This is a genomic window from Burkholderia sp. 22313 (genome assembly GCF_052045245.1).
GTDB lineage: Bacteria > Pseudomonadota > Gammaproteobacteria > Burkholderiales > Burkholderiaceae > Burkholderia.
On sequence record NZ_JBQEON010000001.1, the window covers coordinates 82,432 to 108,623 of the forward strand.

Consider the following 26,192-nt stretch of genomic DNA (forward strand, 5'->3'; position numbering starts at 1 on the left):
CATTGTTCGCACGGCAATGCGCGGACCCAAGCGTCAGACGCCAACACTGCCTCGTTCGGCCAGCCGCCGAACGAAGGCGGCGGCGCGTTCCAGCAGATAGCGCGCTGTCGCGATATGGCGAGCCGCGGTCACGATGCCGTGATGGTGCCCGGGCAGATGGTGGTGCTCGACTTCGCTGCCGGCGCGCGCCGCACACGACGCGTAGGCCACGCCCTCGTCGCACAGCGGGTCGAGCCCCACGGTTGCAATGAACATCGGCGGCTGCCGCCGGCCCTCTGCATGCAGCAGCGGAGACAGGCGCGCAAGGTCGAGCGGCGTGCCGGCCGGCACGTAGTGGTCGCGGAACCAGTGCATCGATTCGGCCACGAGCGGAAATCCGCCCTGAATCCGTCGATATGACGGCAGTGACGCCGTCAGGTCCGTCACCGGATAAAACAGGAGCTGTCCGACGATCGAGGATCCCGCCGCCGATGCCGCATTGGCGATGATGGTCGCCATGTTGCCGCCGGCGCTGTCGCCGGCCAGCACCACGCGGGACGCGTCGATGGAAAGCGCCGGGGCGTGGGCAACCAGGTAATCCAGTGCCCGCTCGCAATCATCGAGCGGGACCGGCCAACGATGCTTCGGCGATCGCCGGTACTCCACCGACGCGACCGGGCACCCTCCATGCCGTGCGAGATGACGGCAAATGCCGTCATGCGTGTCCACGCTGCCGATCACCCACCCTCCTCCGTGAATGAACACGACGAGCGGTTTGCGGCCGACACCCTCCGCGTTGCGTGGGCGATAGAGCCGTACCCGAATGCTGCCGCCCGTGACGGGAACCGCCATATCGTCATGGGTAACGGTGTCGTCACCCATGATGCCGTTCAGTTCGCACGCACGCTCGAAGTTCGTGCGCGATTGATCCACGGAAAGGCTGCCGTAGTGCCGTCCGCCCAGTTCGCGAAACGTTCGAACGGCGTCCCGCGCATCGTCGGCAACCTCCGTCAGCGGCAACCAGAGCATCGATGTCATGTGCATCCCCGCTCAGAGCGTACCGAACGCGCGTTGATCCCACTGCGTCGCGGCACGGTATTCATCGACCGTGCCGGGCCAGTTGTTGATCACCTTGCCCTGCGCATTCTTGTACCAGCTCGAGCAGCCGGCGGAAAATGCCGAGCCTGCCATCGCCGCTTGCAGCTTGCCGTTGTATTCGTCGAACACGGCGCGGTCGACGTCGATAGCGTCGACACCAGCCGTCGCCATGCCGCCGATCGCATCGATAATGTAGTTCTGCTGAATCTCGAGCATCGACACGATGGAGTTGTGGTTCAGGTTCGTGTTCGGCCCGTACAGCATGAACATGTTGGGAAAGCCCGGCACCGTGATGCCGAGATAGGCTTCCGGGCCATGTTCCCACGCCTGCGCCAGCGTGCCCTTCGTGCCGCGCACCTGCAGGCTGCCCTGGAATGCCTGGCTCTCGAAGCCCGTGCCGAACACGACCACGTCGAACGGCAGGACGCGGCCGTCCCGGGTCACGATGCCGTCTTCGACGAACGCCTCCACGCCGGCCGTTTCGAGCGCGACGTTCTCACGCATGAGCGCCGGGTAGTAGTCATCCGACCGCAGGATCCGCTTGCACGCGAATTCATAGTCCGGCGTCAGCTTCTCGCGCAGTACCGGGTCGGACACCTGCCGATGAAGGTGCGCCAATGCGAGGCTCTTGCCTTCCGTCTGCGCATTGGAACCCATCCGCGTGCGCTCGAATCCCGACTCGCGAAACGCGTGCAGCGATTTCCGGCTTTCCTCGAAGAGACGAGGCTCCTGCTCGTACGAATCGAGCTGCTCCTTCGAGAAGATGATCTGGTTGCGCGGCATGATCCAGTTCGCGCTTCGCTGGAACACCGTCAGCTGCGCGACCTTCGGCGCAATCGCCGGCACGTACTGCACCGCGCTCGCGGCGTTGCCGATGCTCGCCACGCGCTTGCCGGTCAGGTCCACATCGTGCCGCCATTGCGCGGAGTGGAAGGTATCGCCCTTGAAACTCGCCAGGCCGCGCACCGCCGGCGTCATGGGCCGGTTCAGTTGCCCCCACGCCGGCACGAAGAAACGAGCGGTCATCCGCGAGCCGTCGTCCAGCTCGAACCGCCAGAGGCGCGCAGCGGCATCCCATTCGGCACGGCGGATCTCGCGATTGAACCGCAGGTGTTCCGCCAGGCCGAACCGCGCGGCAAGCGATTTCAGGTAATTGAGCAGTTCGTTTCTGCCGGCATACATCGCGCTGACGCGCAAGTGCGGATGGAAACTGTAGCAATACAGGTGCGACTCGGTATCGCATGCCGCGCCGGGATACGAATTGTCGAGCCAGACGCCACCGAGCTCCGGACGCTTCTCGAGCACGACGAAGTCGTCGATACCCGCCATTTTCATGCGGGCCGCCATGCCGAGGCCGCCGAAGCCTGCACCCAATATGACGACCTCGTGATGCTCAATCCTTTCTACAGTATTCACGGTGCACTCTCTCCATTAACGTGACGGCGACGACGGATCGGCCTGCGCCGGTTCAATAAGCCTGTTCATACAGGCGCAACGCATCGGCATCCGTGACGACGACCGGATTGTTCTGCAGCAGGCGCTGCTGCTTCATGGCGTCTGCCGCGAGTGTCGGCAGACTCGAACGCGTGATGCCCACGTCGCGCAGGCGTCGCGGTGCGCCGGATCGTTCGATCAGGTCATCCATGAATCCGATGAATGCGGCCGTGCGCGCGTGGGCGTCGCCTGTTCCGCCCGCTCCGACGACGTCAGCCAGTTCCGAATATTGGGCAGCGGCCGCTTCGGCGTTGAAACGCAGGACGGGTGCGAGCATCAATGCGTTGGACAAGCCATGCGGGATGTGAAAATGGCCGCCCAACGGATACGCCAGTGCGTGGACCGCGGCCACCGGGGCATTGGCGAACGCTTGCCCCGCCAGGGTGGCGCCGAGGAGCATGGCCTCCCTCGCGCGCTGATCTTCCCCGTTCTCGCAAGCGGCGATCAGGTTGTTTGCCAGCATGCGCAGTGCTTCGCGCGCCAGCGCATCGGAAATCGCATTCTTCTTGTGCTTGCTGGTGTACGCCTCGATGGCATGAACCATTGCGTCGATACCGGTTGCAGCCGTATGACTGCGTGGCAGACCGACAGTCAGTTCGGCATCCAGGATCACGCGGTCGGCATACAGCTGACGCGCGACGATGCCCATTTTGTTCGTTTCGCCCACCGAAACGATGGAAATATTGGTGACTTCCGATCCGGTGCCGGCGGTCGTCGGAATCTGCACCAATGGCAGGCGCTCGCCCCGAATGTTGCCGATACCGTACATGTCGGCGAGCGATTGCTGCGACACGGTCAGCACGGCCACCAGCTTCGCAATGTCCATCGACGAACCGCCGCCCAGACCGATGACGACGTCTGCTTCCGCACCGCGGGCGAACCCGACGCAACGCGATACCACGCTCTCGGGCGGATCGGCCACGACTTCGTCGAACACGGCCGCGCGGAATCCCGCCGCAGCCAACGATGCTTTCGCCGGCTCCAGCACGCCGGCCTTGTGGAGCCCTGCGTCAGTGACAATCAGCACATTGCGGCGATCCGTCCATTCCGCCATCACCTGGCCCAGGCGGCGCACACAGCCCCATTCCTGAAGAATGGATGGAACCGTTTCGAAGCGCATCGAGTTCGGGGACATTTCCATTGACGTTTCCAAGAATTCGCATTGCTCGCGCCGGTACCTGCAGCGCGTCAACGCATTACTTTTCCGGTGCCAAATGCAAACGACTGCCTTCATGCGAGAAGTGCGGCGCGGCACCACTGCAGGTGTGGTCCGCAATTTCGCCGCCGCCTCCCGGCATCCGTCGCCCATTTCGCAGCATGCAAATGCCCACCTCCGAGCCCGGGGGTATCCGGTCTCGAGATAGACTACGCGCAATTGGTCAATTGACATGGTCATTTGACCACAGTGGGAAATTGGCGGCAACTTGGTAGTTGCACGGGGCTGTGGCGCGGGAGCCGGCGCGCGCGATCGGGCGACTGGCGCCAGTCATGCACCAACCCTTGAGTTCGCAATATTCGTCAAAACATTGTGGCGGAAGGCAGCCAATGCCAACCATCGCTCGTCCAGCCCCGCCGGGCAAAACGCCCTCGATCGCGGACGGCGCCCTATCCACGCTCCTGCCCATCCTTGCCCCGGCGGCAATCCACGATCCGCGGCGATCCGTCCCCGGCAACGGGGTTCCTAGCAACTTTCCGACAAATCCCCCGCGAAACCGCGCCGTCGAATGGGCTTGCAGAACGTCGCCACGGAATTGAAGACATCCGTGGTTCCCGTCACGACGACCGCTCCGCCTCCGCGATCGGCTCGAGCAGCGAATCGTCTTCCTCCGCACCACGTTCGAAACGCCGCGCCAGCCGGTCGAAATACAGGTAGACGACGGGTGTCGTGAACAGCGTCAACAGTTGCGACAGGATCAGCCCGCCGACGATCGCAATGCCCAGCGGCACCCGCAACTCGGCGCCCGCGCCATGCCCGATCGCGAGCGGCAGCGCGCCGAACAGCGCGGCGAGCGTCGTCATCATGATCGGCCGGAAGCGCAGCACGCAGGCCTGGCGGATCGCCGCGGCCGGCGCGAGGCCCTGTTCGCGCTCGGCCACCAGCGCGAAGTCGATCATCATGATCGCGTTCTTCTTGACGATGCCGATCAGCAGGATGATGCCGATCATGCCCATGATCGACAGGTCCTGCCTGAAGAGCTGCAGCGCGAGCAACGCGCCGACGCCCGCCGACGGCAGCGTTGAGATGATCGTCAGCGGATGGATCGGGTTCTCGTACAGCATCCCGAGCACGAGGTACACGACGACCAGCGCGGCGAGAATCAGGTACGGCTCGCTCGCGAGCGATGCCTGGAACGCCTGCGCCGTGCCCTGGAACGTTCCCGAGAGCGTGTCGGGCTTGCCCGCGGCCGCCTCCGCCGCGCGAATGGCCGCGACCGCATTGCCGAGCGATTGCCCCGGCGCGAGATTGAACGAGATCGTCACGGCCGGGAACAGCCCCTGGTGATTGACCGAGATCGGCGACACATTGTTCTGGATGCTCACCAGCACGTTCATCGGCACGAGTTCGTTCGTCAGCGGAGAACGCACGTACAGGTGCGCGAGCGCGTCGGTCGTCAACTGGAAGGCCGGATCGACCTCCTCCACGACGTGATACTGGTTCAGCGACGTGAAGAGCGTCGCGATCTGGCGCTGGCCGAACGCGTCATACAGCGTGTCGTCGATCGCCTGCGCGGTGATGCCGAAGCGCGACGCGGTATTGCGGTCGATCACGATCGTCGCGCTCGTCGCCGACGCCTGCTGGTCGGACGTCACGTCGGTCAGTTGCGGCAGCGTGGCAAAGCGCTTCGTCAGGCGCGGCGCCCACCGGTTCAGCTCCTGCACGTCCGCGTCCTGCAGCGTGTACTGGTATTGCGCGGCGCTGATCCGTCCGCCGACCTGGATGTCCTGCCTGACCTGCATCGACAGCGTGATGCCCGCCACCTTCGCCAGCTTCGGCCGCAACCGCGCAAGCACCTGCGCCGCGCTCGCCGTGCGCACGCCGAACGGCTTCAGGTTGATCATCACGCGGCCCTGGCTCACGGTGGGATTCGGGCCCATCCAGTAATAGGTGTTGTCGACGGCCGGATCGGCCTCGACGATGCGGCCGAGCTGCTGCATCTTCTGCGCCATCGCCTGCGGCGAGATGTCCGGCGCGGCCTGCGCGACGCCCATGATCAGCCCGGAATCCGCCTGCGGGAAAAAGCCTTTCGGCATGGTGACGAACAGCGAGGCCGTCAGCGCGACGGTCGCGACGGTCACCGCGAGCATCGTCCTGCGATGCGCGAGCGCCCAGTCGAGGCCGCGCTCGTAACGGCGCTCGACCGCGACGAACGCCACTTCGAGCCAGCGTTCGAGCGTGCGCAGCCGGCCACCGTCCGAGCCCGGCGGGCGAATCAGCCAGCCGCACAGCATCGGCGTGACGGTCAGCGAGACCAGCGCCGACATCACGATCGCAACGCTCACCGTGACCGCGAATTCGCGAAACAAGCGGCCGACGATGCCGCCCATCATCAGGATCGGGATGAACACCGCGATCAGCGAGATCGTCATCGACACGATCGTGAAGCGCACCTCGCGCGCGCCAAGCAGCGCGGCACGCATCTTCGGCACGCCCTCCTCGATGTGCCTCATCACGTTCTCGATCACGACGATCGCATCGTCGACGACGAAGCCGACCGCGATCGTGAGCCCCATCAGCGACAGGTTGTCGAGGCTGTAGCCGAGCAGGTACATCGCGCCGAACGTCGCGACCAGCGACAGCGGGATGGTGAGGCTCGGAATCACGGTGGCCCAGACGTTGCGCAGGAACGAGAAGATCACCATCACGACGAGCGCGATCGTCAGCAGCAGCGTGAACTGCACATCGTGCACCGACGCGTCGATCGTCTGCGTGCGATCGCCGACCACCCGCACGTGCGCGGCCGCGGGCAGCGACGCCTCGAGCTGCGGCAGGCGCGCCGTGATATTGCGGATCGTCTGGACGACGTTGTAGCCCGGCTGCTTGTGCACGTCGATGATGATCGCGCGCTCGTGCTGCAGCCATGCGGCCTGCTGCGTGTCCTCCGCCGCCTCGACCACGGTGCCGAGATCGTCGAGCCGCACCGGTGCGCCGTTCTTGTAGGCCACGACCAGATTGCGGTAGCTCGCCGCCGACGTGAGCTGGTCGGTCGCATTGAGCACGACCGAGCGGTCCGGGCCCTTGAGGTTGCCCTTCGGCGCATTGACGGTCTGCACCCCGACGATCGAGCGGACGTCCTCCAGCGTGAGGCCGCGCGCCGCGAGCTTGTCCGGGTCGAGGCGGATCCGCACCGACGGGCGCTGCTGCCCGTGGAAATCGACGAGGCCGACGCCGGGCATCTGCGAGATCTGCTGCGCGAGGAAATTCTCCGCATAGCTGTCGAGCTGCGTGAGCGTCAGCGACGGCGAGGTCAGCGCCAGCGACAGCAGCGTGAAATCCGCCGGGTTGACCTTCTCGTAGGTCGGCGGGTTCGGCAGGTTCTTCGGCAGCGTGCCGCCGGCCGCGTTGATCGCCGTCTGCACGTCCTGCGCCGCGCTGTTGATGTCGCGCGACAGATCGAACTGGATCGCGATCGAGGTCGTGCCGAGCGAGCTCGACGACGTCATCTGCGTGATGCCGGAGATGTTCGACAGCTGACGTTCGAGCGGCGTCGCGACCGAGGTCGCCATCGTGTCCGCGCTCGCGCCCGGCAGCTTCGCGACGACCTGGATGGTCGGGAAATCGACCTGCGGCAGCGGCGCGACGGGCAGCAAGAAGTACGCGACGAGCCCGGCGAGCAGCACCGCGAGCGCGAGGAACGACGTCGCGACGCGCCGGCGGATGAACAGTTCGAGCAGGCTCATGACGACGCATCCAGCGTGGCGGCCGGCGCGGGTGCCGCGGCTTCATCGCGCGCGTCGACGCGCTTCGCCGCGACCGACGTGCCCGGATTGAGGCGGCTCTGCCCTTCGAACACGACGAGATCGCCGGCAGCGACGCCGCTCACGATCTCCGTCATCCCGTCGACCGCGGCACCCAGCCGCACCGCACGCAGTTGCGCCTTGCCCGACGCGTCGATCGCATAGAGCTGCGGGCCCGCCTGCGTGTTGACGATCGCACGGCTCGGCACCGCGAGCCGCTGGCGGTCGGTGCGCAGCAGCACCTGCGCGTTGACGAGTTCGCCCGGCCACAGCCTGCGGTCGGTGTTGGCGAATGCGCCCTTCAACCTGATCTGCCCGGTCGTGCGGTCGACCTGGCTGTCGATGAAGCTCAACGTGCCCTGCGCGAGCGGCGCGCCGCCTGCGCGTGTCGTGACGGTCACCGGCAGCGGCGCGCTCTGCTGGCCCGCCAGCACGTCGGGCAGCACGTCCTGCGGCACCGAGAACTGCACGTCGATCGGCTCCATCTGCGTGACGGTCACGATGCCCGTCGCGTCGCCCGGATGCACGATCGCACCGAGGTCGGCCTCGCGCGCGCCAACGCGCCCGGCAAACGGCGCCGTCAGCGTCGCGAAGCCCAGTTGCAGACGATCGTTCTGCACGATCGCCGCATCGGCCGCGACCGTCGCCGTCAGCGCCTTGACCTGTGCGCGCGCCGTATCGACGCTCTGCGTCGTTGCCGCGCCGATGCCGACGAGCTTCGAATAGCGGTCGAAATCGAGCTTTGCGTTCTCGAGGCTCGCCTGATCCTTGCCTTGCGTCGCCTCCGCCTGATGCAACTGGGCCGTGAGCGGCCCCTGGTCGAGCTGCGCGAGCACCTGCCCGGCCTTGACGTCCTGTCCTTCCGCGAACAGCACACGCTGCAACTGGCCATCGACGCGAACCTTCACGTCGACGGCGTTGCGCGCCTGCACGGTGCCGACCGCGACGGCGCGGATCGGGAAATCGGCCAGCACCGGAGGGCCGGCGACCACGGGCACGGCCGGCGCGGCGGCCTCTGCCGCGTGTTTCGGCCACTGCCACCAGACGATGAGTGCGAGCGCGGCGACAGCGCCGACGGCGAACCCCGGTGAAAGACGGCGGCCGCGCCGCGGCGGTTGTTGCGGAGGAAGATCGGCAGCGTGATTCATGGCGCGAGGGTATGGGATGAAGTGTCGGGCAACGCGGCGGGAACGGTCGCGCTGGCCACGGCCGGCGCGCGCTCCGTCACGCCGAAGCCACCGCCGAACGCGCGGAACAAGCCGACGGAGGCCTGCAGCCGCGCCAGGCGCGTCTGCACGAGCGCATCGTCCGACTGGTAGCGCGTGCGCTGCGTATCGAGCACGGTGAGGAAATCGACGGTGCCGCTGCGGTACTGCGCCTCGGCGAGCTGCGCGGCCTTGCCCGCTGCGTCCGCGGCCGCCTGGTCGGCCGTCTCGACCTGCTGCTGCTGCGACGCGGCGCTCAGCATGTCCTCGACGTCCTGCAGCGCGGTGACGATCGTCTGCCGGTAGTCGGCGACGCTCTTCGCGGACGCCGCCTCGGTCGCGTGCAGTTGCCCACGCAGCGCGCCACCGTCGAAGATCGGCGCGGTCAACGCGGCGGCCACGCTCGCGAACGGGCTCGACAGGAAATGCGACAGCGCACTGCTGCTCAGGCCGCCGTCGGTCGTCAGCACGAGGTTCGGAAAGAACGCGGCGCGTGCCGCACCGACGTCGTAGTTAGCCGCCTGCAAGCGCGCTTCGGACGCGCGAATATCGGGGCGCGTGTCGAGCAGGCTGGCCGGCAGGTTCGGGCGCGGCTGCGGCACCGCGATGCCCGCGAGCGGCACCGCCGCGACGTCGAAGCCTTCCGGCACCGCGCCGACGAGGGTCGCGAGCAGATGGAGGTTCTGTCCGAGTTGCTGGCGCAGTGCCGGGATCGTCGCGTCGAAGCTCGCGAGCGCGTTGCGCTGCTGCTGCACCTGCAGCTCGGTCGCGACGCCTGCCGCCTGCTGGGCCTGCAGCAACGCGAGGATGCGCGCGGCATTCGCCGAGATCGACTGCGCGAGCGCCACGCGCTGCCGCAGGCTCTGCACCTGGAAATAGGTATCGACGATCGATGCGGTCAGGGTCAGTGCGACCGTGTCGCGGTCGAAGCCCGCAGCTTGCGCGAGCATGCCTGCCGCGTCCGCATTGGCCGCGTTGCGACCCCAGAAATCGATCTCATAGCTCGCCTCGGCGAACAGGCTCTGGCTGCGGCTCGCACTTCCCGAGCCCGACGAACCGCTGCTGCCGCCGCGGCGATGGCTGCGATTGAACGTGCCGTTCAGCGACAGCGACGGATAGAGCGGTGCGCCGGCCTTCTCCGCGTTGGCGCGCGCCTCGTCGACACTGGCAAGCGCCGACGCGAGCGAATAGTTGTGCTGCAGGCCGCGCTCGACCAGCGCATCGAGCGCGGTGTCGCCGTACGCGCGCCACCAGCCGCTCGCCACCGCCACGGTACCGGCGAGCGATGCCTGCGCGGCATCGTTCCACGCGGCGGGCGAGGCCGGCGCCGGCCGCTGGTAGGCGGGCACGAACGAGCAACCCGCCAGCGCCAGCGAAGCCGCCAGCAACGTGGCGGCGGCCTGACCTCGAAACGACATGCGCGATGCGGCACGCCGGGGCGGCGAACCGTTCGACCGAAGCATGGAGCGACTCCCTCGCGACTGAAATGCGGCGAGGATAGCGACGCGTTCCTGTCCGGCCTTTCGCTCGAAGATGAAATAAATTTCATGTGCGGTGGCGTGCGCCGCGTGCCGGCTCAATCGCCCGCGCGCACCATATAGCCGGCGCCGACGACGGTATGGATCAGCGGCTGCGCGAAATCGCGGTCGACCTTGCCGCGCAGCCGGTGCATGTGCATGTCGATCACGTTGCCGCGCGGCTCGAACTGGTAGTCCCAGGCCGCCTCCAGCAGCATGCTGCGCGTGACGACCTGCCCCGCGTGGCGCATCAGGCACTCGAGCAGCAGGTATTCGCGATGCTGCAGCTGCAGGTCGCGGCCGCCTCGGCTCGCGCGGCGGGTGCGGCGGTCGAGCGACAGGTCGGCCACGCGCAATTCGTCTTGCAGCCGCGAACGGTCGGCTCGGCGCGCCAGCGCCTCGACGCGCGCCAGCAGCTCCGAGAACGCGTAGGGCTTGGCAAGGTAGTCGTCGCAGCCGGCGCGGATCCCGGCGACGCGGTCGCCCAGGCCCGCGATCGCGGACAGCATCAGCACCGGCGTCGCGCGATCGTGCTCGCGCAGGCGCCGCACCAGCGCGATGCCGTCGAGCCCCGGCAGCTTCCGGTCGGTGACGATCACGTCGTAGATGCCCTCACGCGCAAGCGCGAGGCCGAGCGCGCCGTCGCCCGCCGTATCCACGACGTGGCCGCTCTCGGTCAGGCCGCGCGCGATGAACTGTGCGCCGCGCGTGTCGTCTTCGACGATCAGGATCCGCATGCTGGAACGAATTAGGTTAAATTTATTTCATGTTGGCGCGAACCGGATGTTGGACAAGCCGGTGCATACTGCCAGCGCCTAGTTTACGCTCTGCGCGCGGCCGGCGAGCCGATGCACTTTCCCTGGCGGAACCCTGATGCCCACACTCCTGGTCGTCGAAGACGATCATCAGACCCTCGACGAAATCGTTTCCGCCCTCACCGACTACGGCTGGGCGGTCGAATCCGCGCGGACGGGCCGCGACGGCCTCATGCTCGCGGTCGCGAAGCGGTACGACGCGATCGTGCTGGACCGGATGCTGCCCGGCGGCCTCGAAGGGCTCGGCATGCTCGCGGTGATCCGCAGCGCCGGCGTGACGACACCCGTGCTGATCCTGAGCGCGCTGTCCGCGGTCGACGAGCGCGTGCGCGGCCTGCGCGCGGGCGGTGACGACTACCTGACGAAGCCGTTCGACTTCATCGAGCTGACCGCCCGCCTCGACGCGCTGATGCGCCGGCGCGACGCGCCCGCAAGCACCGGGCACGCCTACCAGGTCGGGCCGCTGTCGCTCAACCTGCTGACCCGCGAAGTCAGCTGCGCCGGGCGGCCGGTCGCGCTGCTGCCGCGCGAATACCTGCTGCTCGAATTCCTGATGCGGCATGCCGACCAGACCGTGAGCCGCACGATGCTGTTCGAGGCCGTCTGGGGCTATCGGCTCGACGAGCGCACCAACGTGATCGACGTGCATGTCAGCCGCCTGCGCAAGAAGCTCGATCCGACCGGCGCACTGTCGCTGATCCGGACGGTACGCGGCTCGGGATATACGCTCCGTGCAACTGACTGACCTCCACCGCACCACCAGCTTCCGGCTCGCGACGCTGTTCCTCGCGATGTTCGGCATCGTGTCGCTCGTGTTGTTCGCGTATCTGTACATCGAGATCACCGGCTTCGAAACGGAGCGCGTCGACGACTGGCTCGTGCGCGAACACGCTGCCATCGTGCGCGACGCCAACGCCGACCTCGCCGCACGCTTCATGCACCAGAGTCAGTTCGATCCGCGCCAGCAGCGGCCTTTCGGCCTGTTCGACGCGCAGGGCAAGCACGTCGCGGGCGGCTACATGGGCGACCTGCCGTCGATCCCGTTTTTCGACAAACCGTTCTCGATGCGACTGACCGTGAGCGGGCAACGCAGCGTGCCGGGCCGCTGCATCGCCACGCGGTTGCCGGACGGCCGCACCGCGCTCCAATGCCAGAACACGCGCGAGCTCGACCACTTCGACGAGGAACTCCTGCACGCGCTCGCGACGGCCGGGCTGCTGATGCTGCTGACGGGGCTCGTCGGCGCCGCGTTCGTCGGGGTCGGCGCGGTGCGGCGGCTCGATGCCGTCACGCGGTCGATCGAGGAGATCGTGTCCGGCAACCTGAGCCAGCGACTGCCGGTCCATACGCAACACGACGACATGGGGCGGCTCGTGCATGTCGTCAACGGCATGCTCGACGAGATCGAGCGGCTGATGCACGAGGTCAAGGGCGTGTGCGACGCCATCGCGCACGACCTGCGTACGCCGCTCACGCGCCTCCTCGCAGGGCTCGAACGTGCGCAGCGGCGCGCGCGCAGCGAGGTCGATTATCGCGCCGCGATCGACGACACGATCGCCGAGGCCGGCAATATCCTGCACACCTTCAATGCGCTGTTGCGCATCTCCGAGATCGAATCGCACGCGCGCCAGCAAAATTTTTCCGTCGTGGATCTCGCCACCGTCACCGACGATGTCGTCGAGTACTACGAACCGACTGCCGAGAACAAACACATCACGCTCGACTATCGGCGCGTGCCGGATATGTCGCTCGAATTGCGGGGCGACCGCAACCTGCTGTTCGAAGCATTGGCCAATCTCGTGGACAACGCGATCAAGTTCGCGCCGGACGGCGGTCACGTGTCGATCCAGCCGTTTCGCGATTCGTCGGGGGGCGGCATCACGATCGCCGACGACGGCCCGGGCATCGCGCCGGACGAGCGGCAGGCGGTGCTGCAGCGCTTCTATCGCGCGGAGACGAGTCGCCACACGGCCGGCAGCGGCCTCGGGCTCAGTCTCGCTGCAGCGGTCGCGACGATGCACGGGATGACATTGCGCTTCAACGACGTCGACGTCGGCTGCAGCGTCACGTTGCATGCGCCAAGCGCGCGCGGAACGTGACCGCGCGGCGGACGGCGCGGCGCCGGTGAAGCCGGACGTACCGACGCCCTGACAAGACATGCCCTATCCCGTGGAGGGAGGATCTTCACGCAGCGGATTCCTACCCATATTTGGCACGACTGCAATCCAGTATCGGCCTCGATGCCCTACTGGCCAAAGGTCTCAGAGTAAATTCCCGACAAGATGCCCTCAAAGGAGCCCCATCGGCTCTGCTACGCTCGGGAATCTCCTTACAAGCCGCCATAATTCAGCGAACAGTGCTGACACGTGGGAGCACGCGGCGATCGAAGGCAGAGTCGTCGTGCCGGCCACGGCGCGGATGGCGGCCGCGATGCTCGATCCCTGCGTCGCGCGGTTCAGCGCATGACGCGGCTCGCGCAACCGTCATAACCTCTCTAGGAAGGGCTGAGCGTCTCTCCCACGGCAAACGAGCCCACCGTCCTACTCAGATTCGCAGCCTGCTCTTTCAACGACTGAGCCGCGGCCGCGGCCTGCTCCACCAGCGCCGCGTTCTGCTGCGTCACCCCGTCCATCTTCACGACCGCCTTACCCACTTGCTCGATGCCATGGCTTTGCTCGACCGAGGCGACGGCGATATCGCCCATCGTTTCCGCCACGCGCTTGATCGCGTCCTTCACTTGACCCATCGTTACGCCAACGTTCGCCGCCTGCTGCGAGCCGCTTTCGATCATCTCGACGGAGGTGCCGATAAGCTCCTTGATCTCCTTGGCGGCCGCGGCCGATCGTTGCGCGAGGCTGCGCACTTCGCCCGCCACCACCGCGAAGCCACGCCCCTGCTCGCCGGCGCGTGCCGCCTCCACCGCGGCGTTCAGCGCAAGAATGTTCGTCTGAAAGGCGATCCCTTCGATCACGCTCGTGATCTCCGAAATCTTCGTCGAACTCTCGCTGATCCGCGCAATCGTGCCGACCATGTTCTGCATGAGTTCATTTCCCTCGTCGGCAATCGTGGCCGCACTCACCGCCAGTGCATTCGCTTCGCGCGCATGGTCCGCGCTGCCCCTCACCGTTTCCGTCAACTGCGTCATGCTCGAGGCGGTCTCTTCTAACGATGCCGCTTGCGTCTCCGTTCTCGCCGACAGATCCGCGTTGCCGTCGGCGATCTCGTCGGCCGCCGTGCTCACGGCTTCCGACGCGGCCTTGATCTCGCGCACCGTTGCACTAAGAAGCTGTTGCGAAATTAATTGAAAGCTGCCTTGAGTTGGTTCCAGCAAATCAAGCAGCACGCGAGCGAGAGGAAAGCCTCATGCACGTGTGCGTATCGTTCGTAGCGAATCTTGAGTCGTCTGAACGCATGAAGCCAAGCAATGGAACGTTCGATAACCCAGCGGGTTTTGCCGAGGCTGCTGCCATGCGGCGAGCCGATTTTGGCAAGCAAGGGTGTGATGCCACGCTCGCGCAGGCGTTGCCGGTGCGGCTCGGAACTGTAGCCCCGGTCGCCTTGAACAATCTTCGGTTTGCGCAGAGGACGTCCGCGTTTTCCTCGAATGGGAGGAATAGCTTCGACCAACGCATCGAGTTGCGTGATGTCGTTGCAATTCGCGGCGGTCAAGATGACCGCGAGCGGGATGCCTTGCGCGTCGACGATGAGGTGGTGCTTACTGCCGAGCTTGCGCCGGTCCGTTGGGTTCGGGCCGTTTTTTTTCCCGCTAGCATCGCGCGAACCGAGGAACTGTCGACAATGACACGCGCCATGTCGAGTTGGCCTCTGCGGCGCAGTTCGGCCAGTAATGTCTCGTGGATGCGTTGCCAGACGCCGGCCTCCTGCCACGCAACCAGCCGCCGCCAGCACGCGGTGCCCGAGCGCAACCCATCTCTTGCGGCAACAAATTCCAAGCGATACCTGAGCGCAGCACGAATACGATGCCTGTCATCACCGCGCGATCTGGTGTCGGCTTGCGGCCCGCATATCGGCGGTTTCGCGGCGCTCGCTTCGGCAGCAAAGGTTCGATGAGTGACCACATCTCGTCGTCGATCAGTTCTTTGGGCATCGCTTCCTGGCGGGAAAAACAGGTCAGAAAGTTAACACCCTCTCGAAAAAGTTAACAGTCCCAAACCGTAATTTCGCAACAGCTTCTAAGCCTGGCGCACCAACGGTGCTCTCGCGTCTGGCTATCGCGTTTGAGCACTACATTGAGCGCCGCCAGCGATCGTGCCGTGAGCAACATCGCAACGACACGACACCCATTCAGTTCAGGCCTGGGCACCGGAGAGCAGCGCGCCCGCTCCCGGCGCAATCGGCTCCAGCTCCAGATGGTCCAGCATGCGCCTGACGGTGCACACCGCCGTGGACACGGTCCGGATACCCAGCATGTCCTGGATGCGCTCAATGGCCGGCAGCGAGGGCATCTGGACGCACGCCGAAGCCACCACGACATCCGCGCCTTCGGTGTTCAGCGCCCGTACATCCTCCATGAGCCGAAGCGGGTCGCGCTTGCCCACTTCCAGGTTATCCGGAATCTCGAAGCAGAGCGAATCGATGACCTCGATGCCCTCGCTCTCGATGTACTTCACCACAAGATCGGTAAGCGGACGCATGTAGGGCGCCATAAGCGAAATGCGGCGGGCCTTCAGGGTCTTGAGGCCATCGATCAGCGCGCCGGCGGACGTCATCACCGGAGCGAGGCACTGATTGTTGCGAGCCACCTCGGCCAGTTGTGCCTCCGTTTCGCGGTGGTACCCCGGCCCCATCGCCATGATCGCAACGAGGCACGCGGTGCTCATCACGTCGACGCGTGCATCGGCCAGTTCCGCCGCACAGCGCAAGCCCTCCCGGTTCATTGCCTCCAGTTCTTCCTTGGTCACCTTGTGCATGCGCATTCTGCTCGAATGGAAAGTGAACCGTTCGGGACGAACCGCTTCCCGCGCGTGAAACATCGCGGGAATCTCAGTTTCCATGGTGGTATTCGAACTCGGGACGATCTGTCCAATACGATAGTATTTCTGCATCTTGATCTCTCTTGAACCGTTGTGCGCGCGAAGGACCGAACCTCTCAGGCGCTCGTTGTCTGGGTAAGCTCGCCCTGCATTGCCTCGTAGGCAGCCGCAAATAGCGGATCCCGCGCCTTCAGGTCGTCGTGCGACACCTGCCCCGTGCGCCGCATGTAGTCGTATGCGAAGGACACCGGATCGAGATGCAGCTTCGTGTCGACGTTCTCGTACCAGTCCAGACTCTTGCTGGCCGCACCCTGAAAACTGTTCGACGCGGGACGCCGTGACGCCTCGAACGTGGCGAACGCCGCCTGGATGTCGCTCGGATGGCTGCAGATGGCTTTATGCAGCGCAATGGCATCCTGCATGGCCATACGCGTGCCCGAGCCCAGCGAGAAGTGCACCGTACGCAACGCGTCCCCTAGCAGAACGATGTTGCGATACGTCCACTGTTCGTTCTTGACGATGTTCGCCTCGAACCAGAGGGAACGGTTGGTCAGCAGTTCGTTAGAGCCGAGATCCTGCCGAAATACCTCGGCGCAGTAGCGGCGGCTTTCTTCTTCGCTCACCGCATCGAGCCCCGCCCGCTTCCATGTGTCGGGATCGACTTCAACCAGAAACGTGCTCAACTGCGGGCTGTATTGATAGGCATGAGCAATGAACGTGCCGTGCTCGTTGGGACGGAAGATCAGCGAAACCGGGTGGAACCGCTGATGTGTTCCATACCACGCGAACTTGTTGCGGCGCTTTTCGAAGCTGGGCCGGAAGTGATCGGAAAACTGTGTGCGCACGGCACTGTTACCCCCATCCGCCGCAACGACCAAATCCACCTGGGCAGCGAGGCTTTCGATGTCCTCGACGCGTCGGCCATATTCGATACGAATGCCTTCCCGCTCGCACGCATCCTGAAGCGTCTTCAGCATGTCGACGCGCGACGTGCGCGAGAAGTGGTTGCCATGGATCTGCACATGGGTTCCTCGATGCACGACCTCCATGTAGTCACAGCGCTCATGATTCGCCGTGAACTCGCGGAAGAACTCTGGGTCAGCCTCCTGCAGAAAACTCAGGCCAATATCCGAGAACACCACGCCCCAACCGTAGGTGGCGCCCTTCGGGTTCTGCTCGAACACCCGAATGTCGTGTTCCGGATTGCTCTTCTTGGCCAGAAGTGAGAAATAGAGGCCCGCCGGACCGGCACCGATCACAATGATTTTCATGCTGTGTCTCTCCTACAAGATTCCAGCCGCGCAGGCTTGCTGGTACTGCTCCAGCGCCGCACGAAGCGATGCCGGTATCTGGATCGATCTGCGTTCGTCCCGGGCCACGCATACGGGCGTGAGATTCGCCTCGAAAACGATGCCGCCTTCAGGCGTGCGGGCCGTGACATCGAGCACATACGTCCTGCTGCGGATGTCCTTTACCGAAACCGTCATGTCGAACTCGTCATCCGGATAAAGCGAGCGGCTGAAATCGAAAGACAGCGCGCGCGTCGGCGTACCGAAACCTTGTTCGCGCTTCGCCCGCTGGGGCGTCGTATCGAACAGCGAACCGTAAAACAGTTCTGCCGCGGAGATGACATAGTCGGAGAAGGTCGCGGTGTAGACCACGCCAGCCGGGTCACATTCGCCCCATTTGACACGGCGGCGAATAACAACCGGCACGCGGCTCACCAGATGCTCCGTAGCGGTCGGCAACGCGCTCACGATTTGACCTCCGGCTTCTCGAGCGTCAGGATGTCGGAAATTCGCTTCTTCAATGCCTGCTTGTCGAGCTTGCCCACCCGGGTCACGGGGAATTCCTCGATCGTCTCGACACGCTCAGGACACTTGAACTTCGCAAGGCCCTTGCCAACAAGGAACGCGCCGAGCGTCGCGACATCGAGCGGTTCGGCGCCCGGGCGCGTGACGATGAAAATGCAACCCTTTTCCCCGTAGATTTCGTCGGGCATGGCAACGAGCTTGGCGTCGACAACGGAGGGATGCTGGCAGACAAAAGCTTCGACTTCCTCACATCCGATCTTTTCGCCACCTCTGTTCACGTTGTCGCGCAGACGGCCTTCGAACGTCACGTAAGTTTTCCCGTCAATAACATGACGGGTAACCATATCGCCCGTGCGATAGAAGCCGTCCGACGTGAAAGCCTTTGCATTCGCTTCCGGATTGTCGAAAAAGCCGCCGAGCATGGATGGTCCGCGAAAGCAGAGTTCGCCCATCTTTCCGGATTCGACTTCGGTCTCGCTGTCGGGGTCCAGAAGCCTGATCTCGTCATCCGGACACCCCGAGGCACCCTGGGTGTGATGCCTGACGAAAACCGGTTCGTCGGCAGGAGACCCCAGCAGCAGCCCCTCGGTAATGCCATACAGGTTCGAGCACGGCACTCCCAGGTGAGCTTCGAGCGCGTCCGCGCGGCTCATCGTTGCGAAGAGCTGCAGCGACGACAAGTCGTGCTTCCCGACGTCCTGGTACGCAAGCAGTTGCGGCGCGATCGGTCCGATGGACAAGGCATGCGTGACACGATGCGCCTCGATCAGTTCGAGCATGCGCACGACGTCGGCCTTCGGCATCAATACGGTCGTCGACCCGAGCACCAGCGGCGGCAGCAGTGCATAAAGCTGGCCCGCGTTGTGAACGATCGGCAACGGATAGATGAACCGGCCTTCGCTCGTCATGCGGTAGCGGTTCATGCACGCGCTCGAGTGCCCGATATATTCGGCATGGAAACGCGGAATGATCTTCGGGACACCTGTAGTCCCCCCCGATAGCTGGAAACTCAGCACGTCCTCGCTACCGAGTTTGACGAGCGCGAGACGCTGCCTGGCGGCTTCGAGCGGCGTGGACGCCACCAGCGTCTCGATATCGCTCGTACCCGGCACAGTTCCGCGCGAGACGATCAGATACGCCAGGCTCGGCGTGCGATCGACCATCTTCGCCGCGAAACCCGCGAGGTCGAAGGCACTGAAGTCGGTCTGAACGAAATAGCCTCTCGCGCCCGCCTGCCCGGCAAGCTGTCCAATCTCCACTTCACGATGCTGCGGCAGCGAACACACCGGAACGATCCCGGCCTTGAAGCAGGCCACGAGCACGATGACCGATTCGACGTTCGTGCCGATTTGCAGGATTGCCCGGTCGCCGGTTTCGAGGCCCAAATCCAGGAGCGCGGCGGCCAGGCGCTCGGTTTTTTCGTCGAGCTCGCGAAAAGTGATCGTTCGCTCGTCGCTGATGAATGCAGGACGGTCGGGAAAGCGTTGCGCCGTTGCGCGCAATGCATCGCCCACGGTCGAATCGACCCACGCTCCATTCGCAAACGATCGGGCCGCTCTTGCAGCGGTGGGGTAAGTCACGCCCTCGATAGGGCTCAATATGCCAGCCATTGTCTCCTCACTTTTTCAGCAAGCGCCGATTACTTGCCGCACGGCGCGATCACGACGCGATCGCGGCCAAACTCACTGATGTGGCCTTGCACACCGCCGGTGAAGAGGCCGTACCAGACCGCTGGCTTCAGGGCCAGTTCTTTTCTCAGGAACGCGATCGGCTGGTCCGTTTCAATACAATCGTAGGCCCCTCGACGAACCACACGGCACCCTTCCCGCTTTTCAGCGTCCTTGACGATCGCGGCAAACTCGTCGAGCTGCGGAACGTAAATCCGCACAACATGGCCATTGCCGTTGAGGTGCTCGCGCTCGTTGAGCAACGCGGCTTTTCGCGCCCAGAATTCATCGATGTTCAGAACCCGGCGGCCTTCCGCAGCAGCCATGTCCTCGGCCTCCATTGCAGCCTGTAGCGTCAGCGCAGCATCGTCGGCATCGAGTTCGCCGAGTGGACGGAGCTTTCGCGTGAACTCGATGAAATAGCCGTTCGGATCCCGTACGTAGATCGATTCGATGACTTCGTGACGCGTTTCGACGGAAACGTTGAGTCCCTGTGCCTCCAGCTTCGCCTTCCACGCGTGAAGCTCCTCTTCGCTTTCGACCTGCCACGCCGTGTGCGTCGCGTCGAACACGTGGTCTTCAGGAGCCGGTGCGCGCTGAGACCGGCCTTCGATTTCGGCCGGCTGATCGGAGCCCAGATAGTAGAAAAAGGCGATGGTGCTCCCCTTGCCACTATCGAAAAAGAAATGCAGAAAGTCCGGATGATTCGACGGTCCCCAACCCCGCGCGGAAATCACGTGAATCAGTTGTAGTCCTAATTTGTCACGATAAAACTCAACGGTTTCCCGGAGTTTCCAGGTAGGCCGCGCAGTATGGTCGACACCGTTCAGTTTGAGTTGACGCGGGTTTGCGTGAGCAGTCATGCGGGATCTCCAGATTCAGTATGCTCGGCAGGCTCAGAGCGCGGGAAAAGTGTCCTTGAGCCACGAAGCCAGTTGCCGGCCGGCCTCGAGCCGCCCCGGTTCTTCTTCGGGCGACAGGGCGCGTCCGTGATGGTCGCCTCGTACGCGCAGGTGGCGCTTGTTCGAAGAGGCAATGGAGGCGTAGATCTTCTTCGCGTCGCCCGGGAAGCAGGCCTGGTCCCCGGTGTACTCGACGACGAGCACGGGCTGGACAATCGACGCGGCCGTCTTTTCCAGCGTCGCATTGGACGACAGGCCCGACCACGTCGACAGCCAGCTTTCCGGCGTGCATTGGCGCGCAAACCCGACTGCGCCGTAATTGGACACGTAGGGATCGCTCCCCCACAGCGAACCGAACTTGCGGTCGGAGGGGTCGATGGACAGATCGAAGCAACGCAGGTCCGCATCGGTGCGCCATACGTTGATGATCGGCGTATGCGCCGCGATCCGGCGGTCTTCGACCGAAGCGGCACTGCCCGCCTCGGCCACCCGCTTGCGCGCCGACATGCGCTGCGCGATCAGACGCCGTGCGTGTTCGTCGATGCGGGCAACGCGCGCGCGCTGTGCAGCGCGATAGCGCTCGACGAAGCTCGCGTCATAGGCCGTTGCGCCGGCGCCGTCAAACCCGTTCCCGGGATTGAGCGGATCGAGCGCGGGATCGACTGCGAGCGGGTCGCTTTCGCTAACGACGGACGGATCGATGCAGTTCATCAAGAGCGCCCCCTGACCAGGGTGCGGACCGACGAACACGACACCATCGACCTGAGGCATTTGCAGATCAGCCAGGCGCGTCGGCTTGCCGGCCGGGGTGCGGCTCGTGCGCTGCTCGGGCTGGCATCCCGACTGCTGCACGTAGTACGCGTAGAGCCCCGCCCCGCCGGAATTGCCCAGCAGCACGATGCGGCGGTACCCGCGCGACTTCAGGTAGGTCAGTCCCGCGGCGACATCGTGCAACGCGAATTCATGCTCCAGACGCAGATCGTTCCCGACCGAGCGAGGCGACTGCGACCAGGCCGCATAGCCCGCGCCCACGATGTCCGGAATCAGATAGTGGCAGGCCATGAACTCGCGCGGGTGCATGACGCACACCACCGTGTCGGCCGGCGTCGACGGCTCGTAGAGCGAGCCGCCAGTCGCGGCGCCGTCTGCCGTGCGCAGCACGACGTTGGTCGTCCGCGTGCCTTGCGGCACGTCTCGCGGGTTCCAGTCGGTATTCAGAAAGCCGGCGGTCGCGCCGGCTGCCGGGTTGCGGGTCGTGGTCATCTGTCTTGCCGCGGCTAAGCGGCACCCTCGTTTGATCGTGAGTCGATCATACGAGGCTTAGACACTAACGTCAAATTTTCGACGTTCTCGTTAACCCTTCCTGGTTGACGCGCCTGTCAACGCGTCCTATTTCGATCCGGATGACAAATGGCCGACCTGCCGCTCCAGGATGGTCATTGCGTCCCGCATCTGGCTCATGGTCTCCGCGATCGTGACCGGTCGCGCCCGCGGCGCCTTGACCTTCAGCAGGCCGCGAAGCCCCAGTTCGGCAATGGTGGCCGCCACCTCGCGCGCCGGCACTTCGCCGCCCGCGTCGAACCACCACGCACACCAGTTGCACATGCCGATGATGGAAAACGCGGCGACATGCGCATCGATCGGACGAAATACCCCTTCGCGAATACCGCGCTGGATCACGTGGACGAAATGGGCAAGCACCCCGCGCCGCGCATCTTCAGCCGCCTTGCGGTGCGCCTCCGGAAGGCTGCTTTCACTGCGTTCGACCACGCGAAACTGCAGGGGCAACGAAAGGATGAGTCCGGCGTGCTGGATGATCAGCTGCTGCAGCGCCTCTTCGGCCGGAACGTCGTCGCGCATCGAGATCGATGCAGACAGTTCGCTTGCCTTCTGCGTAACGTCTTCCGTCAGGGCCTCCAGCATAGCTTCCTTGCTGCGGAAGTAGTGATACACCGCCGTTCGTGTCAGGCCCGCCGCATCGGCAACGTCCTGAATGTTGGTCCCGCCAAAACCCTTCGAAATGAAGAGCAGGCACGCCTCCTCGAGGATGGCCTGCCGCTGCGCGGCATTCCGGGTGATTCGTTCCCGTGTCGTGGTCGTGTTGTCGCTCATGTGAATGTCCATTGGTCGTGCCGCATCAAGGCGCTACAACGCGTAAGTCTACCCGCGCGCTGTAAGGCGCCTGGGCGCGAATTGCGCAGCGCACCGATTTCATCTGCCGTTTCAGGGAAAACGATAGTGGTATTGACACCAACGTCTATAACTTTGACTATTGTGTCGAATGCAGCCAAAATGCGTTCACACTTCCTTCCTTCGTCAAGAGCGGGTTCGGTCGCCTGGGCAGCGGCGACGCCGATGTCGATGTCGAACCGCCGGGCGAGCACTTATACATGGGTGAGACATGGAATTTCTTCAGAACGCATGGCACATGATCGGCTGGACCAGCGAGCTTAACGAAAAGGGCTTTCTCCATCGCACGGTCGCTAACGAGCCGATCCTCGTTTACCGCCTGCAAAATGGCACGCCGGCTGCGATCGCGGACCGCTGCGCCCACCGTTTCGTGCCATTGCACATGGGCACGCAGGTTGGCGACCTGATCCAGTGCGGCTATCACGGCCTCTGTTTTGACAAGGCAGGCAACTGCGCGAAAAACCCCGTCGACGGCGCGCCGATTCCCAAAGCGGCAAAAGTGAAGGCGTATCCGGTACTCGAAAGGTTCGGCGGATTCTGGGTATGGCTCGGCAACCCCGAGGCGGCCGACGAGAGCGCCCTGCCCGACTACGCGTTCCTCACGGATCCCGCACGCGCCGCGGTGCAGGGCTACATGGTGACCCAGGCCAACTACCAGCTGGCCATCGACAACCTGACCGACCTCACGCACATCCAGTTCGTGCACGGCGAGTATCAGGGATCCGAAGCGTTCCCCCGCATCAAGAACGAGGTCAAGCAGGACGGCAACACGATCTACACCTACCTGACCTTCCCGAACGGCAAGGTGCCGATGTTCTACGCCAATGCCGTCCCGGACCCGGACAAGCTGATCGACCTCGTCTACGAGGTACGTTGGGATCCGCCGTCGAACGCGAAGCTCACGGTCCGCGGCTATGAAGTCGACGACCGCGAAAAGATGCTCTTCGAGATTCAGAGCGCACATATCGTGACGGCCGAGTCCAAGTTCACGTGTCACTACTTCTTCTGCAACAGCCGGGATTACGCGATCGGAGATCCAGAAGCGGATCAGAAGGTGCGCGACTGGCAGCGCATTGGATTCGTCGAGCAGGACAAGCCGATGCTGGAAGCCCAGCAGCGGTCCATTGGATCGGTCGATATCATGGATTTGCACCCCGTCTTGCTCGGCACCGACGGTGGCGCGATCCGCGTCCGACGCACGTTGGCGAAGCTGCTTGATGCCGAAGTCGCGGCCCGGAACACGCCGGTCGCCACAACGGCCTGACACACGCATGGCCGGCGCATGCGGGTCTCCTTCCGCATGCGCTTGCAGCACCTCACTCAATTTCCATGGAGCACGCGAAACGACATAAACGTCAAAACAATAATTAGCAAAACAAATTAAATGAAGTTTGGAGACAGCGACAATGAAGAAGCTTCATGCAGTCATCGCAACGCTAGCTTTCGGATCATCCGCGGCATACGCACAGGTTTCGACTTCGAGCGTATCGCTCTTCGGGAGACTCGACGATGGGATCGTTTACCAGACCGGCAAAACCGGGGGTTCATCGGTGGGCATGGCAGCCAACATGTGGCTTCCTTCGTTGTGGGGTCTGCGGGGACAGGAAGATCTCGGCGGCGGCCTGAGCACGGTATTCAGTCTCGCGTCCACCATCATCGTCAACACCGGGGCGGCTGCGAGCACCCAGAAGCTTTTCGATCGCAACGCTTACGTCGGGCTGACCTCGAATGACTGGGGGACGCTTACGTTCGGACGGCAGGTCAATACGCTTGCCGAACTGTTTTACGTGACGGATCCGCTCAACGCCAACAACTCGGCAACGAACATGAACGTTCGGCTCGGTTACCTGGGCGGACCGGGCACGACGATCCAGAACAACTTCGGCCCCAATCCCGGGGTTGCCGGCGCCAGTCTTGACCGCGTCGATAACGCCGTCAAGTACCAGGTCCACAAATCCGGTTTCACCGGCATGGCGATGTACGCCTTCGGCGGGATAGCGGGTCAGTTTTCGAATAACAGTGCCGCTGGCGCGATGGTGGGCTACGACGGCGGAGCGGCAACGCTCAGGGCGTCCTATATGCAATACAAGGACAACATCGGAACGCTGTTCTTCGCCTATGCAGGAGGCGCTTCCTACAAATGGGGAGGCTTGACGCTGCGGGCGACGTTCACCCAGAACCGGATCGACAGCGGCCTGAACACGCCCGCCCGACCCTACCGGAATATGCAGACCCAGGTTATTTCTGGCGGCGGCGACTGGCTCATCACACCGGCATTCGACCTCTACGTCGCTTACTACCGTGGCAAGCGAACCCAGGACGGCGTACCCGATCAGGTCGCCAACAAATTCTATGTCGTTCCCAGCTACTTCCTGAGCAAGCGCACGACGGTGCAGCTCGTGGGCGTGTACGAACGTTTTAATGCGAACGGTGCGGCGCTCGACACGGGTACTCCGCTCGCCCAGGGGGCGCGTTCTTCCGTGTACCTCGGCGTCGGCATGACGCACAGCTTCTAGTCGTGCACAGCCGGAATCTCGTAACAAACCGCAGGAGATTGTCTTGAAAGCTACCGTAGTGCGAAAAGTGCAAGAAGCGACCGACATCTGCCGATACGAGCTGGCAGGAATGGACGGAGCCTCTTTGCCGGCTTTCTCGGCCGGCGCGCACATCGATGTCCATGTCAATGCAGACACTGTGCGGCAATATTCATTGTGCAATCCCTCTCACGAGACGCACCGGTACGTCATCGCTGTGTTGCGCGAGTCCGCTTCCAGAGGTGGCTCGGAGGTGATGCATCGGGACGTGAATGAAGGCGATGTCCTGACCATATCCGAGCCCAGGAATCACTTCCCCCTGGCACGCGACGCCGGGCGAACCCTGCTCATTGCCGGCGGCATTGGTGTCACGCCGATTCTTTGCATGGCTCACCGGCTCTCGCATATCGGTGCGCCGTTCGAAATGCATTACTGCGTGCGTTCGGCGGATCGCATGGCATTCCGCGCGACGATCGAGCAATCTCCGTTTTCATCTCAGGTCGCCTTCCACCTGAGCGACGGCGACGCGGCGCAGCAGTTCGATGCATCGAGCGTGCTCGCCAACCCAACGCCTGGCACCCATCTTTATGTCTGCGGCCCGAAGGGCTTCATGGACATGGTCATTCAGACTGCGCGCGCGCAGGGATGGGCGGAAGCCACGATACATCGCGAGTATTTCGCGGGCACCGCTGCCGACACCTCATCGGATCATCGCTTCAGCGTGAAGCTGGCGAGTTCTGGCCAGGTCATCCCGGTATTGCCCGATGAATCGGTTGTTCAGGCGCTTGCGAAGTGCGGCGTCGAGATTCCCGTGTCCTGCGAGCAGGGTGTATGCGGCACCTGTCTGACACGGGTACTCGGTGGCGAGCCGGACCACCGCGACGTCTATTTGACCGATGCGGAACACGCGGCGAACGATCAGTTCACGCCTTGCTGCTCGCGGTCCAGATCGGGGCTGCTGGTTCTCGATCTCTGACTCGACCCACACAACCTTTTTACAACTAGCGCAAGAGCGCAAAACGCCCGG

The 26,192-nt window shown here is 64.1% G+C and carries 19 protein-coding genes and 2 pseudogenes; 5 read left to right on the forward strand and 16 right to left on the reverse strand.

Going from position 1 to position 26,192, the window contains the following annotated elements:
• Window positions 1–33: 33 nt before the first annotated feature.
• The 7 genes from ACTJKF_RS00350 to ACTJKF_RS00380 form a co-directional block, all read right to left on the reverse strand.
• The gene (locus ACTJKF_RS00350; RefSeq protein ID WP_440621557.1) at window positions 34–1,017 is read right to left on the reverse strand and encodes an alpha/beta hydrolase; all 984 of its coding nucleotides are present in this window, start codon (window positions 1,015–1,017) and stop codon (window positions 34–36) included.
• Window positions 1,018–1,029: 12 nt separating this feature from the next.
• On the reverse strand, window positions 1,030–2,493 hold the full coding sequence (locus ACTJKF_RS00355) for a flavin-containing monooxygenase (protein WP_440621558.1): 1,464 nt from the start codon (window positions 2,491–2,493) through the stop codon (window positions 1,030–1,032).
• A gap of 52 nt (window positions 2,494–2,545) precedes the next feature.
• Window positions 2,546–3,712 (reverse strand): iron-containing alcohol dehydrogenase, encoded by a 1,167-nt coding sequence (locus tag ACTJKF_RS00360; RefSeq protein ID WP_440621559.1) that lies wholly within the window; start codon window positions 3,710–3,712, stop codon window positions 2,546–2,548.
• Window positions 3,713–4,344: 632 nt separating this feature from the next.
• Window positions 4,345–7,470 carry an efflux RND transporter permease subunit gene (locus ACTJKF_RS00365; protein ID WP_440621560.1) on the reverse strand — a complete coding sequence of 1,042 codons (3,126 nt, stop codon included), beginning with the start codon at window positions 7,468–7,470 and terminating at the stop codon, window positions 4,345–4,347.
• Window positions 7,467–8,675, reverse strand: coding sequence for an efflux RND transporter periplasmic adaptor subunit (locus tag ACTJKF_RS00370; RefSeq protein ID WP_440621561.1), 1,209 nt, complete (start codon window positions 8,673–8,675; stop codon window positions 7,467–7,469). The genes ACTJKF_RS00365 and ACTJKF_RS00370 overlap by 4 nt, the downstream gene beginning before the upstream one ends.
• Window positions 8,672–10,150, reverse strand: coding sequence for an efflux transporter outer membrane subunit (locus ACTJKF_RS00375; protein WP_440621562.1), 1,479 nt, complete (start codon window positions 10,148–10,150; stop codon window positions 8,672–8,674). Before ACTJKF_RS00375 ends, ACTJKF_RS00370 begins: the two co-directional genes overlap by 4 nt.
• A 158-nt stretch (window positions 10,151–10,308) precedes the next feature.
• Complete coding sequence (locus ACTJKF_RS00380; protein WP_440621563.1) at window positions 10,309–10,986, reverse strand: response regulator transcription factor; 678 nt, start codon at window positions 10,984–10,986, stop codon at window positions 10,309–10,311.
• A gap of 136 nt (window positions 10,987–11,122) precedes the next feature.
• Between ACTJKF_RS00380 and ACTJKF_RS00385 the strand changes: the two genes are divergently transcribed.
• Both ACTJKF_RS00385 and ACTJKF_RS00390 read left to right on the forward strand, forming a co-directional pair.
• Window positions 11,123–11,809, forward strand: coding sequence for a response regulator transcription factor (locus ACTJKF_RS00385; protein WP_440621564.1), 687 nt, complete (start codon window positions 11,123–11,125; stop codon window positions 11,807–11,809).
• Window positions 11,796–13,163 carry a sensor histidine kinase gene (locus ACTJKF_RS00390; protein WP_440621565.1) on the forward strand — a complete coding sequence of 456 codons (1,368 nt, stop codon included), beginning with the start codon at window positions 11,796–11,798 and terminating at the stop codon, window positions 13,161–13,163. Before ACTJKF_RS00385 ends, ACTJKF_RS00390 begins: the two co-directional genes overlap by 14 nt.
• Window positions 13,164–13,558: 395 nt before the next feature.
• Here the strand turns inward: ACTJKF_RS00390 and ACTJKF_RS00395 are convergent.
• The 9 genes and pseudogenes from ACTJKF_RS00395 to ACTJKF_RS00435 form a co-directional block, all read right to left on the reverse strand.
• Window positions 13,559–14,347: pseudogene (locus ACTJKF_RS00395) on the reverse strand (methyl-accepting chemotaxis protein); the annotation flags it as partial.
• A gap of 14 nt (window positions 14,348–14,361) precedes the next feature.
• Window positions 14,362–15,172: pseudogene (locus ACTJKF_RS00400) on the reverse strand (IS5 family transposase).
• A gap of 202 nt (window positions 15,173–15,374) precedes the next feature.
• Complete coding sequence (locus ACTJKF_RS00405) at window positions 15,375–16,130, reverse strand: maleate cis-trans isomerase family protein (RefSeq protein WP_440621566.1); 756 nt, start codon at window positions 16,128–16,130, stop codon at window positions 15,375–15,377.
• A 44-nt stretch (window positions 16,131–16,174) separates the two neighbouring features.
• Window positions 16,175–17,329, reverse strand: a complete 1,155-nt coding sequence (locus tag ACTJKF_RS00410) for an FAD-dependent monooxygenase (protein WP_440621567.1) — start codon at window positions 17,327–17,329, stop codon at window positions 16,175–16,177.
• 12 nt (window positions 17,330–17,341) lie between these two features.
• The gene (locus ACTJKF_RS00415) at window positions 17,342–17,815 is read right to left on the reverse strand and encodes an acyl-CoA thioesterase (protein ID WP_440621568.1); all 474 of its coding nucleotides are present in this window, start codon (window positions 17,813–17,815) and stop codon (window positions 17,342–17,344) included.
• Window positions 17,812–19,482, reverse strand: a complete 1,671-nt coding sequence (locus tag ACTJKF_RS00420; RefSeq protein WP_440621569.1) for an AMP-binding protein — start codon at window positions 19,480–19,482, stop codon at window positions 17,812–17,814. The genes ACTJKF_RS00415 and ACTJKF_RS00420 overlap by 4 nt, the downstream gene beginning before the upstream one ends.
• A 29-nt stretch (window positions 19,483–19,511) precedes the next feature.
• Complete coding sequence (locus ACTJKF_RS00425) at window positions 19,512–20,402, reverse strand: VOC family protein (protein WP_440621570.1); 891 nt, start codon at window positions 20,400–20,402, stop codon at window positions 19,512–19,514.
• Between the two features lie 33 nt (window positions 20,403–20,435).
• On the reverse strand, window positions 20,436–21,704 hold the full coding sequence (locus ACTJKF_RS00430) for an alpha/beta hydrolase (protein ID WP_440621571.1): 1,269 nt from the start codon (window positions 21,702–21,704) through the stop codon (window positions 20,436–20,438).
• Between the two features lie 126 nt (window positions 21,705–21,830).
• Window positions 21,831–22,553, reverse strand: a complete 723-nt coding sequence (locus tag ACTJKF_RS00435) for a TetR/AcrR family transcriptional regulator (RefSeq protein ID WP_440621572.1) — start codon at window positions 22,551–22,553, stop codon at window positions 21,831–21,833.
• A 316-nt stretch (window positions 22,554–22,869) separates the two neighbouring features.
• On the opposite strand from ACTJKF_RS00435, the gene ACTJKF_RS00440 reads away from it, so the two are divergent.
• The 3 genes from ACTJKF_RS00440 to ACTJKF_RS00450 all read left to right on the forward strand — a co-directional run bounded on the left by ACTJKF_RS00440 (window position 22,870) and on the right by ACTJKF_RS00450 (window position 26,141).
• On the forward strand, window positions 22,870–23,895 hold the full coding sequence (locus tag ACTJKF_RS00440; RefSeq protein ID WP_440621573.1) for a Rieske 2Fe-2S domain-containing protein: 1,026 nt from the start codon (window positions 22,870–22,872) through the stop codon (window positions 23,893–23,895).
• A 142-nt stretch (window positions 23,896–24,037) separates the two neighbouring features.
• Window positions 24,038–25,147, forward strand: coding sequence for a porin (locus ACTJKF_RS00445; protein ID WP_440621574.1), 1,110 nt, complete (start codon window positions 24,038–24,040; stop codon window positions 25,145–25,147).
• A 43-nt stretch (window positions 25,148–25,190) separates the two neighbouring features.
• On the forward strand, window positions 25,191–26,141 hold the full coding sequence (locus ACTJKF_RS00450; protein WP_440621575.1) for a PDR/VanB family oxidoreductase: 951 nt from the start codon (window positions 25,191–25,193) through the stop codon (window positions 26,139–26,141).
• Window positions 26,142–26,192 lie beyond the last annotated feature (51 nt).

Excerpts from the sequence above, each read along its gene's own strand:
- ACTJKF_RS00385 (WP_440621564.1), top strand. The coding sequence starts at position 11,123 with ATGCCCACACTCCTGGTCGTCGAAGACGATCATCAGACCCTCGACGAA.
- ACTJKF_RS00365 (WP_440621560.1), bottom strand. The coding sequence starts at position 7,470 with ATGAGCCTGCTCGAACTGTTCATCCGCCGGCGCGTCGCGACGTCGTTC.
- ACTJKF_RS00425 (WP_440621570.1), bottom strand. The coding sequence starts at position 20,402 with ATGACTGCTCACGCAAACCCGCGTCAACTCAAACTGAACGGTGTCGAC.
- ACTJKF_RS00350 (WP_440621557.1), bottom strand. The coding sequence starts at position 1,017 with ATGACATCGATGCTCTGGTTGCCGCTGACGGAGGTTGCCGACGATGCG.
- ACTJKF_RS00445 (WP_440621574.1), top strand. The coding sequence starts at position 24,038 with ATGAAGAAGCTTCATGCAGTCATCGCAACGCTAGCTTTCGGATCATCC.
- ACTJKF_RS00420 (WP_440621569.1), bottom strand. The coding sequence starts at position 19,482 with ATGGCTGGCATATTGAGCCCTATCGAGGGCGTGACTTACCCCACCGCT.
- ACTJKF_RS00405 (WP_440621566.1), bottom strand. The coding sequence starts at position 16,130 with ATGCAGAAATACTATCGTATTGGACAGATCGTCCCGAGTTCGAATACC.
- ACTJKF_RS00380 (WP_440621563.1), bottom strand. The coding sequence starts at position 10,986 with ATGCGGATCCTGATCGTCGAAGACGACACGCGCGGCGCACAGTTCATC.
- ACTJKF_RS00440 (WP_440621573.1), top strand. The coding sequence starts at position 22,870 with ATGATCGGCTGGACCAGCGAGCTTAACGAAAAGGGCTTTCTCCATCGC.
- ACTJKF_RS00370 (WP_440621561.1), bottom strand. The coding sequence starts at position 8,675 with ATGAATCACGCTGCCGATCTTCCTCCGCAACAACCGCCGCGGCGCGGC.
- ACTJKF_RS00435 (WP_440621572.1), bottom strand. The coding sequence starts at position 22,553 with ATGAGCGACAACACGACCACGACACGGGAACGAATCACCCGGAATGCC.
- ACTJKF_RS00430 (WP_440621571.1), bottom strand. The coding sequence starts at position 21,704 with ATGACCACGACCCGCAACCCGGCAGCCGGCGCGACCGCCGGCTTTCTG.
- ACTJKF_RS00375 (WP_440621562.1), bottom strand. The coding sequence starts at position 10,150 with ATGTCGTTTCGAGGTCAGGCCGCCGCCACGTTGCTGGCGGCTTCGCTG.
- ACTJKF_RS00410 (WP_440621567.1), bottom strand. The coding sequence starts at position 17,329 with ATGAAAATCATTGTGATCGGTGCCGGTCCGGCGGGCCTCTATTTCTCA.
- ACTJKF_RS00360 (WP_440621559.1), bottom strand. The coding sequence starts at position 3,712 with ATGGAAATGTCCCCGAACTCGATGCGCTTCGAAACGGTTCCATCCATT.